This window comes from Bartonella quintana, from assembly GCF_009936175.1.
In the GTDB taxonomy this organism is placed as follows: Bacteria; Pseudomonadota; Alphaproteobacteria; order Rhizobiales; family Rhizobiaceae; genus Bartonella; species Bartonella quintana.
Map to the genome: position 1 here is coordinate 867,390 of NZ_AP019773.1, position 14,639 is coordinate 882,028.

Sequence of the window (14,639 nt, forward strand, 5' to 3'; positions counted from 1 at the left end):
TGACATGCTAATGCCTCTTCGTTCGGTATGCACCTCATCATGATATCTTTGTAAAAGTAATTGTAGCGTTATACCTCTCCCATTATCCCTATTAAAAATGCCTTCAACTATCGCGTCTAAACAAATTTATCAATGTCTCTTGCTCTACTTAAAAAGCTTAAAATTTCCTGATCAACTGATTATTTACAATGGGATATTTTCTATAAGCAGAACAAATTTATAAATTTTTCTTTATTCAGCAAAATAGTGGACTTTTCTATTGATCTCTATCACCACTCCCGTACTTTCTTTAAGGAGATATCTTTACAAGCTCCCAACCCCATTTCTCGCTGTCACTCATGAATCCGTATAACACAACACCCACTGAGCCCTTCCATCCTCGCGCTTATAAAGCCAAAAGCCTGCGCTATCATTATTTATCAGCACTTAAGATTATTACTGCTTTTGTACTTAAGCGGTTCGTTGCACGCATGTCAATCCATCTTCGCATTGCGATTGAACGGATTCTAATGCTTATTGATGATCGTAAACAAAACAGAAACATATAGCATTTTGGTTTTTCTATTCTCTTTTAAAGTAAAGAAAGATGATTTCATGACTTTTTCTACTAATTTTCTTTAATATTTTTTTAAATTTTGTCAGATCCTATTGTGAAAAAATATGCAAGGTTTTAGTGAACATGCCGACAATTTCATAGCAAAATTGATCAGAAAATCTTATTACAAACTCTACCAATAGGCATATGCTTTTTCTTATCTCAAATGCTATGATCCTTCGTTTGCACTGTTTTCTATTAAGCTGAAAATATTTTTATCAACATGCTTAATTAAGAAAATCCTTTATTTTTCGCTTTAATACTCTTTTTCAAAAAGATGTGGGCTTTCAATAACAAGCTTTTTTCGTGCTTTTTGTAACTGTTTAATAACTTCATCAATCTTTGATGGAGAAGAAAAAGATTCTTGCTCACTTAATAAATGTTGCTTCTCCCTATTCTTGTAAAAACACTGCATCTGAGATTGAAGCATTCTAATCTCTTGAAACAAAAGGCGTCCAGTTTCTTTAAAACCACTATTAAGTGAGAAAAGTTGATCGGAAATTGATAGTAAAATTTGTTTTAAAAAACGCTCATTTTCTTGGCGTTTACGGTATTCTAAAATAAGAGCATAACTTATCTCATCCAGCTGTTTTTTTGTGGAATCAATTTGACGCAATAAATTTGGTTCTCCCCCCATATTATCTTCTCTCACCTTCAAAAGTATAGAATGAATATCTAGCAACTTAACTGCGGAATGAGATAAATAACCAACCAATATAGATGTATTGGAATAGCGTTTTTTTACAACCATCACAAATTCACCTAATGAGTGTTTTTATATTCATCCCGCTATTCATTTCTGATTCTACAAAGCCATTCTAAAGAAAATGCTAAAAAATATTGTTCCCAATTTATTTATATCTTAGGAGAAATCTCCATTCTTTTCGAACTTAACGTCCAGCTAGTGGGGATAAAAGACGCACAGGTGTATAAAGGATAAGGTGCGTTGTTTTTTCCAACACACTACCACTATCAGCAAGCAGCGCCTGACTAAGTGATAATTCTGTACCCTGCATAATTGTTGAGGCCAAAGAACCTTCTCGAGAAAGAGCCATTAACGTTGGTGAAGAGGCAAATACATTGTGCGCTCCACCATCAACATTAGAAAAATCAAGAACAGCTATTCCATTTTTACGCAACATTTCAATATCCGACCCATCTCCCACACGATGATGTCCACCCGTAAGACGCCCTGAAACAGCGAGAGCTTTATCCGCACGAGATACCAAAATAGCTGTTGGCTGAGGCAATTTCTTAATATCCTTCAGTTGACGCTCAAACACATCAACATCAATGTCTGGCGCTGCCATTAACAAACTTGTAATACGGCGAATAGGTTTATATTTTCCTTGTAATGCTAGAGTTCTAAACGCCTCCATTATGACAAAATTTCCCATAGAGTGCGCAATAACAGAAATCCGATCAGCTTTTGTTTCACTAATAAGTGTCAAGAGCTCTATCATTCCATCACGCGCGAAATTGGCGCTATCACGGTCATAAATATAAAGGGGGATTGATCCGGCAGAGGGCCACGAATAGTGCACAGCGACAACATTTAAAGAATAATCATATGTAAACTGGGCTGTACGAAATGTACCATCTGCAAAATTATTATTATAGCCATGAATAAAAAGGAAAATTTCTCTTTTTCCTTTTGACTTTTTTTCTAAAGCAGCATTTAATTGCTGTTTAAATTGTTCCCTGTTATCGTATTTTTGCAATGCTACTGCTGCAAAATATTTATCGTGAGTAGGACTATAAGTGTTTATCTCTACAAAACCCTTCACGTGTTGTTGAGGGATTCCTACGTCAACGCGATTATAATACACTTTATTTGATCGCTCTGTTCCATAAGGCTGAGAATAGTTATTTTGTATCATACGACTTGTTGCAACATACACTGGAACGATAGCTTTCGGAGGTATCGGTCTACCTTCAACTTCCTTCTTCACTGCAATCATAGATGGTGTTGCATGGATACCATGCCAAAGGACAGCCCGCGATGTACTACACGCCGTTAATAAAGAAAAGCAAATAAAGAGTGTTAAATACTTTAAAAACACTGTAATTCTCACTGCAGCATCACCCCGTCCTTTGAAAAAAATAACATTTCAACTACAGGTAAAAAGATAAACTTTCACGAATCTGAAACGAAACCATTACTAGAAACGTACTACAAATAATACGCTAAAAAAATTCCGCTCTAATACCGTATTATTCGCCTATTTATCCTTAACTAGCAATTGAGAATACAAATGGTGCGGTCGAGAAGACTCGAACTTCCACGGGTTACCCCACAGCGACCTCAACGCTGCACGTCTACCACTTCCGCCACGACCGCACGTGGTGAATCCAAACACATCAGTTCTCTGAATTTAACAAATCACTAAGCAAGGCACAAGCTCATTTTCATTTTCTGATGATTTTTTATCTGGATACTTACCGATATAAATCGATACAAACTATGAGAATATAGATCTTACGACGATCTACGCACTATCATCATAAAATTAGTCTGTGCAACTTGATCATTTTCATAAGAGCCATGAAAACTTGTTGTAATCGTTGTAGCTCCCTGCTTTTGTACTCCTCTCATAGTCATACACATGTGTTCAGCCTCAATTAAGACTGCAATACCACAAGGTTTTAGATATTCTTCTAACGCATCAGCTATTTGAGCTGTCATGGTTTCCTGTGTCTGTAAACGACGAGAAAAAACATCTACAATCCGTGCAATTTTTGAAAGACCAACAACCTTTTCATCAGGAAGATAAGCGATATGAGCTTTCCCAACAATTGGGATCATATGATGTTCACAATGCGAATAAAAAGAGATATCTTTCACGATTACTGGTTCATTATAGCCTGAAACCTCTTCAAAAACCGTGCCCAAGATTTCTTCAACCGATTCGCCATAACCGATAAAAAGATCACGATATGCCTTAGCGACGCGTCTTGGAGTGTCTAAAAGCCCTTCTCGATTTGGATTTTCCCCTATCCATAATAGCAATGTACGAATTGCCGCTTCCACTTCTTCAAACTGAGGACGCTTCCTTCCAGATAAAAAAGGGTTTTTAGTACCTCCTTTAATATTATGCATTTTAAAACTCCAACCCTACCATATACAAAGCATTTGCTACATATCTATTTCATCCTGTATAATCTCTATATAATCGAATGAAAAGCTTAAACAATCACGGCTTTCGAAATTTCAGGCAATAGCTCATGATTGATAATATCTACAGTGATAAAATACTTGAACATGCTGCCCATCTAAGCAAAATTGGACGTCTTAATAACCCCGATGCAACGTCAAAAAAACATGCACGCCTTTGCGGTTCAACAATCACCGTAGATTTAAAAATAGAAAATAACATTGTTACAGATTTTGCCCATGAAGTACGTGCATGTGTGTTAGGACAAGCTGCAGCTTCACTTTTAGCATTTCATATCATCGGCCAAACAACACAAAATCTTAAAATGTTGCATGAAACTATCTACCATATGCTGACAGAAGATGGCCCTCCTCCTCCAGCTCCATTTGAAGCATTTTCCTGTCTGCAGCCTATAAAAGACTATAAAGCGCGCCACACATCAACGATGCTCATTTTTGATGCCGTCATAGATTGTATTCAACAAGTTGAAGAAAAATAAATGTTTAAACTACATCCTCAGAAAAAAAAGGCACAAACTCGCAATTATACAGGCCCTTGGCGAAAAACACCCGGACGATTACTTGGTCTTCTATTGATCCGTTTTTATCAAATAACACTTTCCAGTTTTATAGGAAACCAGTGTCGCCATGCACCGACCTGTTCAGAATATATTTATGAAGCAATCGCACGTCACGGACTGTGGGCTGGTGCGTGGATGGGACTTTTTCGCATCATGCGTTGTGGTCCATTTGGAACACATGGTTTTGATCCAGTACCCACCTCTCTTGGAAATTCTTACTATTTTTATAAACCTTGGTGCTACTGGAAAATTTCTGCCAGACACAATAAATAATTCTTTTCTTTTTTCATGCATATTGATAAAAATGAGTTTAATTTGCCTTAACTACTTATAACTCAATTTCTCATGAAACCACCCGCTATTGTCGGCGGAATTGGATCAAAGGGGTGTTTTATGTCTTGCTCTGTTTCTCTCTCTTTTCCCGATGGTTCAAAACGTGATTACCCCAATGAAATGACTGGTTTAGAATTGGCTGCATCCATTTCTAAATCACTTGCAAAAAAAGCAGTTGCCTATAGCCTTAATGGAATCACCCGAGATCTATCGGATCCATTAGGACAGTCTGGTCAGATAGAAATCATTACCCGCGAAGATCCACGTGCCCTTGAACTCATACGCCACGATTGTGCGCATGTTTTAGCCGAAGCAGTGCAAGAACTCTTTCCTGAAACACAAGTTACAATTGGCCCTGTTATTGAAAATGGTTTTTATTATGACTTTGCGCGTCAACAACCTTTTACATTGAATGATCTCACCATTATTGAAAAGAAAATGCATGAAATTATCCAACGTAATAAACCTTTCAGAAAAGAAATTTGGTCTCGTAAAAAAGCCAGAGAAATTTTTTCTGAAAAAAACGAACTTTATAAGGTTGAACTTATCGATAGTATTCCCGACAATCAAGATTTAAAAATCTATTATCAAGGTGATTGGTTTGACCTTTGCCGTGGTCCACACATGCAATCTACTGGACAAATTGGGAATGCTTTCAAACTTATGAAAGTCGCAGGAGCTTATTGGCGGGGCGATGCTCATAACCCGATGTTAACGAGAATTTATGGCACAGCATTTTCGAATGAAAATGATTTAAAAGCCTATCTACACATGCTAGAAGAAGCTGAGAAACGCGATCATCGTCGTTTGGGACGTGAAATGGACTTATTTCATTTTCAAGAAGACGGACCAGGAATGATTTTTTGGCACAAAAAAGGCTGGAAAATGTTTCAAAATTTGATCAGTTATATGCGGAGACGCCTTGATGATCATCAATATTCAGAAGTTAATGCGCCACAAGTTCTCGATAAATCTCTTTGGGAATTATCTGGTCATTGGGGATGGTACAAGGAGAATATGTTCAAAGCAATTCCAGCAATTGAGGATTGGGATGATAAATGTATTTATGCTCTTAAACCAATGAATTGTCCTGGTCATGTACAGATTTTTAAACATAGTTTAAAATCTTATCGCGATTTACCTGTGAGACTCGCTGAGTTTGGTGTTGTCCATCGCTATGAACCTTCAGGTGCCTTACACGGTCTTATGCGTGTGCGTAGCTTTACACAAGATGATGCGCATATTTTTTGCACAGATGAGCAATTAGCTGATGAATGCCTCAATATTAATGATCTGATCTTATCAACTTATGCCGATTTTGGTTTTAAAGAGATCAGTCTTAAGCTTTCAACACGCCCAGAAAAACGTGTCGGATCTGACTCATTATGGGATCATGCAGAAAATATCATGGAGTCTGTTCTTAAAACTATTGAGACAAAATTTGCAGGACAAATCAAAACAAGTATCCTTCCAGGTGAAGGTGCATTTTATGGGCCTAAGTTTGAATATACATTGAAGGATGCTATCGGCCGCGAATGGCAATGTGGAACAACACAAGTAGATTTTAATCTTCCTGAACGTTTTGATGCATTCTATATTGATAAAGATTCAGAAAAACGCCAACCAGTCATGATTCATCGCGCCATTTTTGGATCAATGGAACGTTTCCTTGGTATATTAATCGAAAATTTTGCTGGACATATGCCACTTTGGCTTGCGCCTGAACAAGTCGTTGTAGCAGCAATTACATCCGAAGCAAATGAATATGCAAAAAAAATAACAGCAAGGCTTAAAGCTGTTGGACTTTCCGCAAAATCAGATCTTCGTAATGAAAAAATTAATTATAAAATACGCGAACATTCTTTACAAAAAGTTCCCGTAATTTTGGTATGTGGTAAACGTGAAGCTGAAACAAACAGCGTAAGCATGCGCCGTTTAGGAAGTACAGACCAAGTCTTCTTATCTATAGAAGAAACGATTGAACAACTCAAAAATGAAGCAATGTCACCGGATTTGCGCCGTTCAATAAATGGCTAAAATGCTCTAAAAGGTGAAAAAGCCTATAAAGAAAGAAAAACATCGTTATCGTGCTCTGTCAAGCACACGCTTACATTCAATTAATTCAAACAGTATTTCTTGCAACAATGCTTTATCGGTTTTATCTTTGTAAACATTAACAGAACCGACAGATGTTTCCCCTTCATTCCTCATGAAACTCAAAAGCCCAAAAGAAGACTTTTTAGGCTTACTGCTCGTAGATTCAGCAGTTTGTTCCCCATGTTTTTTTTCTAACACGACGTCCATAGCATCAAGATCACCATTACCAACTGCAGTAACAAAAGCAATACCTTTCTCTTTTAAAAGGCGTTGCACACCTTTTATCGTATAACCCTGCTCGTATAATAACTGCTTAATACCATTGAGCAAATCAACATCAACTGGGCGATAATAGCGTCTTCCGCCACCACGCTTCATTGGTTTAATCTGCCTAAAACGTGTTTCCCAGAATCGTAAAACATGCTGAGGAAGCTCCAATAATTCGGCCACTTCGCTAATTGTGCGAAAAGCACCGGAGCTCTTATCCATTTTACAATACCTTATCTTAAACTCTACAAATGATTCTATAATGACTCATTAAGTTTTAATTTCTCAATAAGATTAGACAAAAATAGGACCATAATTGACTGCATTTAAACTAGAAAGCTTTTTGCTTAAAGTACAATGCAGAGTCCCATCTTATACAATTTTTTTTTAACAAATACCAGATATTGTAACAGCGTTTATTTACGTGATATTATTTTTTCTGTCTTGCACGATGCGAATTTAGAATTCTTTGTTTAAGGACATTTGCAGCCTTAAATGTCACTACACGCCGAGGCGAGATAGGCGCTTCAACACCAGTTTTTGGATTGCGTCCAATGCGTTCATTTTTATTGCGGACTTGAAAAGTTGCAAAAGAAGAGAGTTTAACTGCTTCCCCTCTTACAAGTGAATTGCAAATTTCATTCAAAACCAATTCAACCAAAGCTGCTGATTCAGTATGTGACAAGCCCACTTTTCTACAAACTACGCTCGCTAAATCTGCACGCGTTACTGTCTTACTTGTCATTCTAACCACCTATTCAAATATTAAAAATTACAAAACGATTTATACGTTTTATTCAAATATGGTCAAGCGACTATAATTCACCAACGAATAAGAATTGCTCCCCATGTAAATCCACCTCCCATAGCCTCTAACATGACAAGATCTCCTTTTTTAATTCTTCCATCGCAAATAGCTGTTGTTAAAGCCAATGGAACTGATGCCGCAGACGTATTACCGTGTTGATCAACAGTAATTATAACTTTATCCATAGAAATTCCCAATTTTTTAGCTGATGCTTCAATAATACGTTTATTGGCCTGATGAGGCACGAACCAATCTAATTGTGAAGAATTGATACCTGCAGCTGCAAAACAGTCATCAACCGCATCAGTTATCATACAAACTGCATATTTAAAAACTTCTCGTCCTTCCATACGTAAATAGCCCGTCGTTTGAGTTGTTGAAGGTCCACCATCAACATAAAGCTTATTCACATACGCACCATTAGAGTACAATTTCGCAGACAAGATGCCACACTCCAAAGCAACATTACTCTGAATTTCCCGTGCTTCCAACACAACAGCACCCGCCCCATCGCCAAACAAAACACATGTCGTGCGATCTTTCCAATCTAAAATTCGAGAAAATGTTTCAGATCCAATAACCAAAATCCTCTTGGCTACTCCAGAGCGTAAATAAGCATCTCCTGTTGTTAAAGCAAAAATAAAACCAGAGCAAACAGCTTGAATATCAAAAGCAAATCCATGACTCATTCCCAAAGCATGCTGAATTTCAACAGCAGAAGCAGGAAAAGTATGGTTTGGTGTTGAGGTTGCTAAAATAATACAATCAATATCTTTTATCGTTAGATTAGCATTTATAAGCGCAGCTCGTGCAGCTTCTACGCCTAAAGAAACAGTTGTTTCATTTTCATTAGCAATGTAACGTTGACGTATTCCTGTACGCTGAACAATCCACGAATCTGATGTTTCAACAAACTTCGCAATCTCATCATTCGATAAGCTTTTTTTTGGTAAGGCACTACCTACACCACGAATAACTGATCGAATCATTCGGTTCTAACCTTTTCTTGAGATTTTTTACTTATATTACAAATGTTTATCATATGGTCTCCCCATTATTAATCGTGGGTTCACTTTCTTTATCAAAAAGTTTTTCTTTATTTTCATGAAACCGCCGCAAATCAGCCGTTATTTTTTTCAAAAGTCCATTACTAACCATCTCATAAGCAACGCGAATAGCAGAAGCAAAACCGCTAGCATTAGCGCTACCATGACTTTTTATGACAACACCGTTCAAACCTAAAAGCACTCCACCATTCACCCTATCGGGATCCATTTTATGTCTCAGTGTACGAAAAGCGCCCCGCGACAAAAAATAACCAAGGGATGAGAAAAAAGAACTGCGCATAGCAGTGTTTAAGATTTCCCCTATCTGCCGCGCAGTCCCCTCTGCGGTTTTTAAAGCGATATTACCAGAAAATCCCTCTGTTACAACAACATCTACTATTCCCTTTCCGATATCATTGCCTTCAACAAATCCCTTATACTCTAGCCCTTCTAATTGTACTTCACGCAATATCATCCCAGCCTTTTTGATAGCATAGAGGCCTTTAACCTCTTCAACACCGACATTTAAAAGCCCAACACTTGGTTTTTCAGTGTGATATAAGGTGCGAAACATCCCCGCTCCCATAACAGCTAAATCAACCAACTGGCTAGCGGATGCACCAATAGTTGCCCCAATATCCAAAACAACACTTTCACTCCGAAGCGTTGGCCAAATACCTGCAATCCCAGGACGTTCAGCTTCTGCCATCATTTTTAAACAAAAATAAGACATTGCCATGAGTGCACCAGTATTGCCAGCAGAAATGCAAGCATCAGCTTCACCATTTTTTACTGCTTCAATTGCATACCACATTGATGATTTACCCCGCCCATTGCGAAGTGCTTGGCTTGGTTTTTCATCCATACGTGTATAACTTTCTGTGGAGCAAAAGCGCGATAAAGAAGCCAAACAAGGGTATTTTTTTAAAACCGGCTTAACAACCTCATCTACTCCATAAAACAGAAAATAAACATTTGGCAAATGTTTTTGTACAATTGCTGCTCCTGCAATAGTTGCTTCCGGACCATAATCACCGCCCATTACATCCACAGAAATTCTAATCACGCCTGCCTATCCCACATCTTTTCATTTACACTCTAAACACATGTTGCGATTTTTTTTGCTGCTGAACATCCCTGAAACATATTGTGCAAAAACAGCTTCGCAGAAAATACCGTTTTTATAACAGTATACAATAGATAAATTTTTTATGTTCTTACAATTACTTCCAACTTTTCAAAATAGAAAATGGCGATAATTTTTTCTCAGCTTCTCCTAAATTTTCAATGACCCTCATGTGTGTCCCCGCTTTACGTGGATAATGATTAATAGACAACTCAAAAAATTCTTCCATGACTGTACCAATATCAATCTTATCGCCATAAAAAACTTCTGGTGTATCTAGCCCCTCTGCATCTAAAAACAGTTCATTTGTATCCTCTGATATTTTTGGTTTTATCAAATTTGAGTCTTCGGGAACAAAAAAAACCTCAATATTTTCATCGAGAATATTTTCTAGTCGCTCTAATGTTATAACACACAATTGTATTATACATGCCCGCAATAAACCTTTTACGCGTACTCCATGCTTTTTCCACGGTAAAATATGGAATTCTCCCTCACAAAACTTCACTTCCATTAAGTCATGATTCTCAGCTAAATGTGCGCACTCTTTCTGATCTGCAGAGATACGAACCTTTATACCTTTAGCCGGTAATGACCCTACTGAGATTGGATAAACTAAAGCGAATGTCATTGGAGAAGTATTTCGAATACTCATTGGCAACTCTCGAATATGAAGGGATATAAATACTGTGCTTTCATTTAGCCAAAGTACATTTCATTGATTTTTTTCTTTTCTAAAGAAATTCTGTATGGCATAATTCATTTTATAACAGGGAAACTCAATGTAAGCTATGCTAAAATGAGAGAAAATTGAGGTTGCCTTCTTGTCATACATCTAAGTATAAAATGGAGATATCATTGTTTCAGATGCCCAACATAGTGGCCTTAATCAAGTACAAGTTATTGATTGGTCTGTTAACAGCAAGCATGGTAACAATTGCCGGTTGTAGTTTTCTTGATTCTTCAGGTTCAAGCCAAATCTATAAAGAAGGTTATATCCTTGATAAAAATGTGTTTGATTCTATTTCCATTGGATCAAGTCAGAAGCAAGTTATTTTAGCCTTAGGAACTCCCTCGCTAAAAACAAAATATGATAATGAGGTCTTTTACTATATCTCACAAACTAGGTACCGTGGGATGCAGTTTATGAAAACAAAAATTATTGATCGCAAAATTTTGGCCATTTACTTCAACAAAAATGATCAGGTTGCTAAAATAGCTAACTATGGTCTACAAGATGGTCAAGTATTCGATTTTATCGCACAAACAACACCAACCATAACCAAAGAACAGTCTTTCTTGATCCAGATTATTAAAGGCTCAGCAAACTTACCAACCTATAACTAAATTGTAACAGCTGCGTACAATTCTGATAACATTGGTTCTGTTTAACATTAGGATTTTAACTCTACTTTTAGAGCCGGATTTTTTTCGCCATGCTGTCAAGAACTGCATTAACGAGCTTCGGTTCGTCACCTTCAAAAAATGCCTTTGCTATATCAACATATTCATTCATAACAACAGCGATAGGCACATCTTGGCGGTTAATCAACTCCCATAAACCTGCACGCAAAATTGCTCTTAGTATGGAATCAAGACGGGAAAGTGACCACTCTGCTGAAAGTTGTTGATGAAGCATAGGATCAAGCTGTTTTTGATCTTTTACAACACCCGTTATAATAGCTAAAAACCATTGAAAATCAACATCAAGATACTGATCCCCATCAATATTTTTTTCTAAATGATAAGCTTCATATTCAGCTGCTGTTTCCATCACACCAGAACCGACAATATCCATTTGATAGAGTGCTTGAACTGCAGCCAGTCTTGCTGCTCCGCGTTTATTGGCTAAACGTGGAGAATATTTGCCTTTTATATCAGCCATATTTAATGATTATCTCCAAATCTCTTTTTTAGAGCGATCATACATAAAGCAGCTTCAGCAGCAAAACCACCCTTATTTTTTTCATCTTGGTTTGCGCGAACCCATGCCTGTTTCTCATCTTCAACGGTCAAAATACCATTTCCAATAGCCAAGTGCTTATGAACAGTCAAATCCATTAATGCGCGACAAGAATCATTTGCGACAATTTCAAAATGGTACGTTTCACCCCGAATCACACAACCAAGTGCTACATAACCATTGTAAAATACCTTACTATTCTTTTCAGCAAAAGCTATTGCACCTGGTATTTCTAATGCTCCTGGCACTGTCACAATATCATAGCTTGCTCCGGCTTTTTGCAAAGTACGCACTGCACCTTTAAGAAGTGCATCAGAAATTCCATCATAAAAACGCGCTTCAACAATCAATACATGCAACTTTTTATGTATCTCTTTTGTCATAATGGGAACTCATAAAAATTAACCAACGAATTTAGGCGCATAGAGCACCAAATTTTAAAAACTATAATAAATTTTCAGTTTACTCATCTTTTACTTTAAAGCCAGAAAGTTTGGCAGCATAACGGGCAAGCTGATCAATTTCTAAATTGACCCGATCTCCAATGTTTGCTTGTCCCCAGGTGGTCATTTCAAGTGTATGACGAATAATAAGAACATCGAAAATACGATCTTTAACACAATTAACAGTCAAAGATGTCCCATTAAGTGCGATAGACCCTTTGTTTACAATAAAGGGCGTGAATTTTGTTGGAACTTGCAGGAAAAAACGAACTGCATCACCTTCCTTTTTCTGATCAATGATCTCAGCTAAGCCATCAATATGACCAGAAACCAAATGTCCTCCCATTTCATCACCCAATCGCAGCGAACGTTCTAAATTAACAAAAGTTCCTTTTGTCCATTGTGCAAGATTCGTCAAACGCAACGCTTCTTCCCATGCTTCTACAGCAAACCAATTGGTCTTCGCTTTTTGTTTTGATCCTCGCTCAACAATTGTTAGACAAATACCTGAACACGCAATTGATGCACCAATTTCTAAACTCTCCATATCATAGTGAGTAGAAATATTGAACCGCACACCTTGCTTTAAAGATTGAATGTCTTCAACACAACCGATATCTGTTACAATTCCTGTGAACATAATGTCTTACGCCTCCATTTATAACAACGGTCATTTCCGAACATTCTTGTCTCCACTTCATAAAATTGCGAGAGATAATTCCCAAAATGAGGAGCTTCAATACGGTCTTTGCCTAAAATAACGGGTGCATAAAAGCATATCAAATGATCTACACAACCAGCATTTAAAAACTTTTCCCCCGTTTTTACCCCTCCCTCAAGTAAAACGCTATTGATTCCACGTTGATAAAGCAGCCGTAAAACAGTAAGGGGTTGCATATAACCATTGCTCATTTCTACTGAATACACAGACACCCCACACTGTTCCAGTGCACTTTTTTTGCTTTTTTTTGAAAAATTCACATCACAAATAACCCATGTAGGAATTTTCTTTGCCGTTTGAACAACTTTTGCATCAAGTGGGATACATAAATCTGCATCCAAAATAATACGTATAGGCGAACGCCTCTCCATGCCTGGCAAACGACAACTTAATTGTGGATCATCCACTAAGATAGTACCAACCCCCACGAGAATAGCATTATTTTGAGCACGTAAAATATGAGTGTGGGTGTGAGAAGTCATTCCACTAATTTTTATTGCACCTTGCCCCTTTTTTCCCACACCATTATCAGCAGAAATTGCCATTTTAAAAGTGACGGCACAGCGTTGCAGCTTCCTTATACACCAATATGTGCACAACGCTTCAAAAGCCTCTTCAGCCAAAACCCCTTCAACAACCTCAATGCCAGCTGCGCGCAAAAGGGCAATACCACGTCCATCAACCCGCTTATCTAAATCGGTAAGAGCAACAACAACTCGTGAAATACCCGAATTGATGAGAGCATTTACACACGGCAAAGTCTTGCCATAATGCGAACAAGGCTCTAAAGTAACATAGGCAGTAGCACCACGGGCCAAAGGTCCAGCCATGTGTAGAGCTTGTACCTCAGCATGAGGCCTCCCGTGGATGGCCGTTACACCATAGCCAACAATGCACCTTCCTCGACTATCATCGTTTCGTGCAATTATCGTACCGACAGAAGGATTTTCACCAGTAAGACCGATATGACGCTCTGCTAAACGGATAGCTGCGGCCATAAACCGCTCATCTTGCACTTTTTTATTCATCAAAACAAGATTCTGTATTCGCTATACCCTTTGATAACTCGTCTATAACATCGTGAAAATCGCTTGCATTACGAAAATCTCGATAGACGGAAGCAAAACGAATATAGGCAATATCATCAATGTTTTTCAACGCTTCCATCACAAGATGTCCAATTTTTTCTGAAGCAATTTCTGGTTCTCCTAAACTCTCGAGCCCACGTACAATGCCAGAAATTGCACGTTCAATATAGTCAGGATCAATATTACGCTTACGTACAGCTATCTCAACTGACCGCATTAACTTATCACGATCAAATGGCTCACACCGACCACTTTTTTTAGAAACTAAGAGCTCACGCAGTTGAACACGTTCAAAGGTGGTAAAGCGACCGCCACAAACGGGACACACACGCCGACGACGAATGACAGCCCCCTCCTCAACAGGACGCGAATCCTTAACTTGTGTATCCTCGTATTGGCAATAAGGACAACGCATCT

18 protein-coding genes and 1 tRNA gene are annotated in these 14,639 nt (G+C 37.9%); 5 read left to right on the forward strand and 14 right to left on the reverse strand.

Annotation, left to right across the window (positions count from 1 at the left end; all coding sequences use genetic code 11):
• Window positions 1-338 precede the first annotated feature (338 nt).
• The gene (locus MF1_RS03490; RefSeq protein WP_161510475.1) at window positions 339-548 is read left to right on the forward strand and encodes a hypothetical protein; all 210 of its coding nucleotides are present in this window, start codon (window positions 339-341) and stop codon (window positions 546-548) included.
• Window positions 549-851: 303 nt separating this feature from the next.
• Here MF1_RS03490 and MF1_RS03495 read toward each other — a convergent pair whose 3' ends face one another.
• The 4 genes from MF1_RS03495 to folE all read right to left on the reverse strand — a co-directional run bounded on the left by MF1_RS03495 (window position 852) and on the right by folE (window position 3,695).
• On the reverse strand, window positions 852-1,346 hold the full coding sequence (locus MF1_RS03495) for a hypothetical protein (RefSeq protein ID WP_014924028.1): 495 nt from the start codon (window positions 1,344-1,346) through the stop codon (window positions 852-854).
• A gap of 139 nt (window positions 1,347-1,485) precedes the next feature.
• Window positions 1,486-2,670, reverse strand: coding sequence for an alpha/beta hydrolase (locus MF1_RS03500; protein ID WP_161510476.1), 1,185 nt, complete (start codon window positions 2,668-2,670; stop codon window positions 1,486-1,488).
• A gap of 181 nt (window positions 2,671-2,851) precedes the next feature.
• Window positions 2,852-2,936: transfer RNA gene (locus tag MF1_RS03505), tRNA-Leu, on the reverse strand.
• 138 nt (window positions 2,937-3,074) lie between these two features.
• Entirely contained in the window at window positions 3,075-3,695 is a 621-nt protein-coding gene (folE, locus tag MF1_RS03510) for a GTP cyclohydrolase I FolE (RefSeq protein ID WP_014924026.1), read from the reverse strand.
• Between the two features lie 125 nt (window positions 3,696-3,820).
• Between folE and MF1_RS03515 the strand changes: the two genes are divergently transcribed.
• From MF1_RS03515 to thrS, 3 genes are all read left to right on the forward strand, one after another.
• Window positions 3,821-4,249: an iron-sulfur cluster assembly scaffold protein gene (locus MF1_RS03515; RefSeq protein WP_161510477.1), complete on the forward strand. Its 429-nt coding sequence runs from the start codon at window positions 3,821-3,823 to the stop codon at window positions 4,247-4,249.
• Window positions 4,250-4,603 carry a membrane protein insertion efficiency factor YidD gene (gene yidD, locus MF1_RS03520; RefSeq protein ID WP_161510478.1) on the forward strand — a complete coding sequence of 118 codons (354 nt, stop codon included), beginning with the start codon at window positions 4,250-4,252 and terminating at the stop codon, window positions 4,601-4,603.
• 120 nt (window positions 4,604-4,723) lie between these two features.
• Window positions 4,724-6,700: a threonine--tRNA ligase gene (gene thrS / locus MF1_RS03525; RefSeq protein ID WP_042995369.1), complete on the forward strand. Its 1,977-nt coding sequence runs from the start codon at window positions 4,724-4,726 to the stop codon at window positions 6,698-6,700.
• A 45-nt stretch (window positions 6,701-6,745) separates the two neighbouring features.
• Here the strand turns inward: thrS and MF1_RS03530 are convergent, their stop codons facing one another.
• The 5 genes from MF1_RS03530 to MF1_RS03550 form a co-directional block, all read right to left on the reverse strand.
• Window positions 6,746-7,249, reverse strand: coding sequence for a MerR family transcriptional regulator (locus MF1_RS03530; RefSeq protein WP_014924022.1), 504 nt, complete (start codon window positions 7,247-7,249; stop codon window positions 6,746-6,748).
• 208 nt (window positions 7,250-7,457) lie between these two features.
• Window positions 7,458-7,772 carry an integration host factor subunit alpha gene (locus tag MF1_RS03535; protein ID WP_011179318.1) on the reverse strand — a complete coding sequence of 105 codons (315 nt, stop codon included), beginning with the start codon at window positions 7,770-7,772 and terminating at the stop codon, window positions 7,458-7,460.
• Between the two features lie 77 nt (window positions 7,773-7,849).
• Window positions 7,850-8,824 (reverse strand): beta-ketoacyl-ACP synthase III, encoded by a 975-nt coding sequence (locus MF1_RS03540; protein ID WP_161510479.1) that lies wholly within the window; start codon window positions 8,822-8,824, stop codon window positions 7,850-7,852.
• A gap of 49 nt (window positions 8,825-8,873) precedes the next feature.
• Window positions 8,874-9,947: a phosphate acyltransferase PlsX gene (gene plsX, locus MF1_RS03545; RefSeq protein WP_161510480.1), complete on the reverse strand. Its 1,074-nt coding sequence runs from the start codon at window positions 9,945-9,947 to the stop codon at window positions 8,874-8,876.
• Window positions 9,948-10,104: 157 nt separating this feature from the next.
• Window positions 10,105-10,662 carry a DUF177 domain-containing protein gene (locus MF1_RS03550; RefSeq protein WP_161510481.1) on the reverse strand — a complete coding sequence of 186 codons (558 nt, stop codon included), beginning with the start codon at window positions 10,660-10,662 and terminating at the stop codon, window positions 10,105-10,107.
• Window positions 10,663-10,874: 212 nt separating this feature from the next.
• Between MF1_RS03550 and MF1_RS03555 the strand changes: the two genes are divergently transcribed.
• Window positions 10,875-11,354, forward strand: a complete 480-nt coding sequence (locus tag MF1_RS03555) for an outer membrane protein assembly factor BamE (protein WP_161510763.1) — start codon at window positions 10,875-10,877, stop codon at window positions 11,352-11,354.
• Window positions 11,355-11,421: 67 nt separating this feature from the next.
• Here MF1_RS03555 and nusB read toward each other — a convergent pair whose 3' ends face one another.
• From nusB to nrdR, 5 genes are all read right to left on the reverse strand, one after another.
• On the reverse strand, window positions 11,422-11,892 hold the full coding sequence (gene nusB, locus MF1_RS03560; protein ID WP_161510482.1) for a transcription antitermination factor NusB: 471 nt from the start codon (window positions 11,890-11,892) through the stop codon (window positions 11,422-11,424).
• Between the two features lie 2 nt (window positions 11,893-11,894).
• Window positions 11,895-12,353: a 6,7-dimethyl-8-ribityllumazine synthase gene (locus tag MF1_RS03565; RefSeq protein WP_011179312.1), complete on the reverse strand. Its 459-nt coding sequence runs from the start codon at window positions 12,351-12,353 to the stop codon at window positions 11,895-11,897.
• A gap of 79 nt (window positions 12,354-12,432) precedes the next feature.
• Complete coding sequence (locus MF1_RS03570; protein ID WP_011179311.1) at window positions 12,433-13,053, reverse strand: riboflavin synthase; 621 nt, start codon at window positions 13,051-13,053, stop codon at window positions 12,433-12,435.
• Window positions 13,035-14,162 (reverse strand): bifunctional diaminohydroxyphosphoribosylaminopyrimidine deaminase/5-amino-6-(5-phosphoribosylamino)uracil reductase RibD, encoded by a 1,128-nt coding sequence (ribD, locus tag MF1_RS03575; RefSeq protein WP_161510483.1) that lies wholly within the window; start codon window positions 14,160-14,162, stop codon window positions 13,035-13,037. The genes MF1_RS03570 and ribD overlap by 19 nt, the downstream gene beginning before the upstream one ends.
• Window positions 14,155-14,637, reverse strand: coding sequence for a transcriptional regulator NrdR (gene nrdR / locus MF1_RS03580; RefSeq protein WP_161510484.1), 483 nt, complete (start codon window positions 14,635-14,637; stop codon window positions 14,155-14,157). Before nrdR ends, ribD begins: the two co-directional genes overlap by 8 nt.
• Window positions 14,638-14,639 lie beyond the last annotated feature (2 nt).

Bases quoted from the DNA above. Each gene is read 5' to 3' on its own strand.
- MF1_RS03495 (WP_014924028.1), bottom strand. From the start codon at position 1,346: ATGGTTGTAAAAAAACGCTATTCCAATACATCTATATTGGTTGGTTAT.
- nrdR (WP_161510484.1), bottom strand. From the start codon at position 14,637: ATGCGTTGTCCTTATTGCCAATACGAGGATACACAAGTTAAGGATTCG.
- MF1_RS03565 (WP_011179312.1), bottom strand. From the start codon at position 12,353: ATGACAAAAGAGATACATAAAAAGTTGCATGTATTGATTGTTGAAGCG.
- MF1_RS03535 (WP_011179318.1), bottom strand. From the start codon at position 7,772: ATGACAAGTAAGACAGTAACGCGTGCAGATTTAGCGAGCGTAGTTTGT.
- ribD (WP_161510483.1), bottom strand. From the start codon at position 14,162: ATGAATAAAAAAGTGCAAGATGAGCGGTTTATGGCCGCAGCTATCCGT.
- yidD (WP_161510478.1), top strand. From the start codon at position 4,250: ATGTTTAAACTACATCCTCAGAAAAAAAAGGCACAAACTCGCAATTAT.
- folE (WP_014924026.1), bottom strand. From the start codon at position 3,695: ATGCATAATATTAAAGGAGGTACTAAAAACCCTTTTTTATCTGGAAGG.
- MF1_RS03490 (WP_161510475.1), top strand. From the start codon at position 339: ATGAATCCGTATAACACAACACCCACTGAGCCCTTCCATCCTCGCGCT.
- thrS (WP_042995369.1), top strand. From the start codon at position 4,724: ATGTCTTGCTCTGTTTCTCTCTCTTTTCCCGATGGTTCAAAACGTGAT.
- MF1_RS03540 (WP_161510479.1), bottom strand. From the start codon at position 8,824: ATGATTCGATCAGTTATTCGTGGTGTAGGTAGTGCCTTACCAAAAAAA.
- MF1_RS03555 (WP_161510763.1), top strand. From the start codon at position 10,875: ATGCCCAACATAGTGGCCTTAATCAAGTACAAGTTATTGATTGGTCTG.
- nusB (WP_161510482.1), bottom strand. From the start codon at position 11,892: ATGGCTGATATAAAAGGCAAATATTCTCCACGTTTAGCCAATAAACGC.
- MF1_RS03530 (WP_014924022.1), bottom strand. From the start codon at position 7,249: ATGGATAAGAGCTCCGGTGCTTTTCGCACAATTAGCGAAGTGGCCGAA.
- MF1_RS03570 (WP_011179311.1), bottom strand. From the start codon at position 13,053: ATGTTCACAGGAATTGTAACAGATATCGGTTGTGTTGAAGACATTCAA.
- MF1_RS03550 (WP_161510481.1), bottom strand. From the start codon at position 10,662: ATGAGTATTCGAAATACTTCTCCAATGACATTCGCTTTAGTTTATCCA.
- MF1_RS03515 (WP_161510477.1), top strand. From the start codon at position 3,821: ATGATTGATAATATCTACAGTGATAAAATACTTGAACATGCTGCCCAT.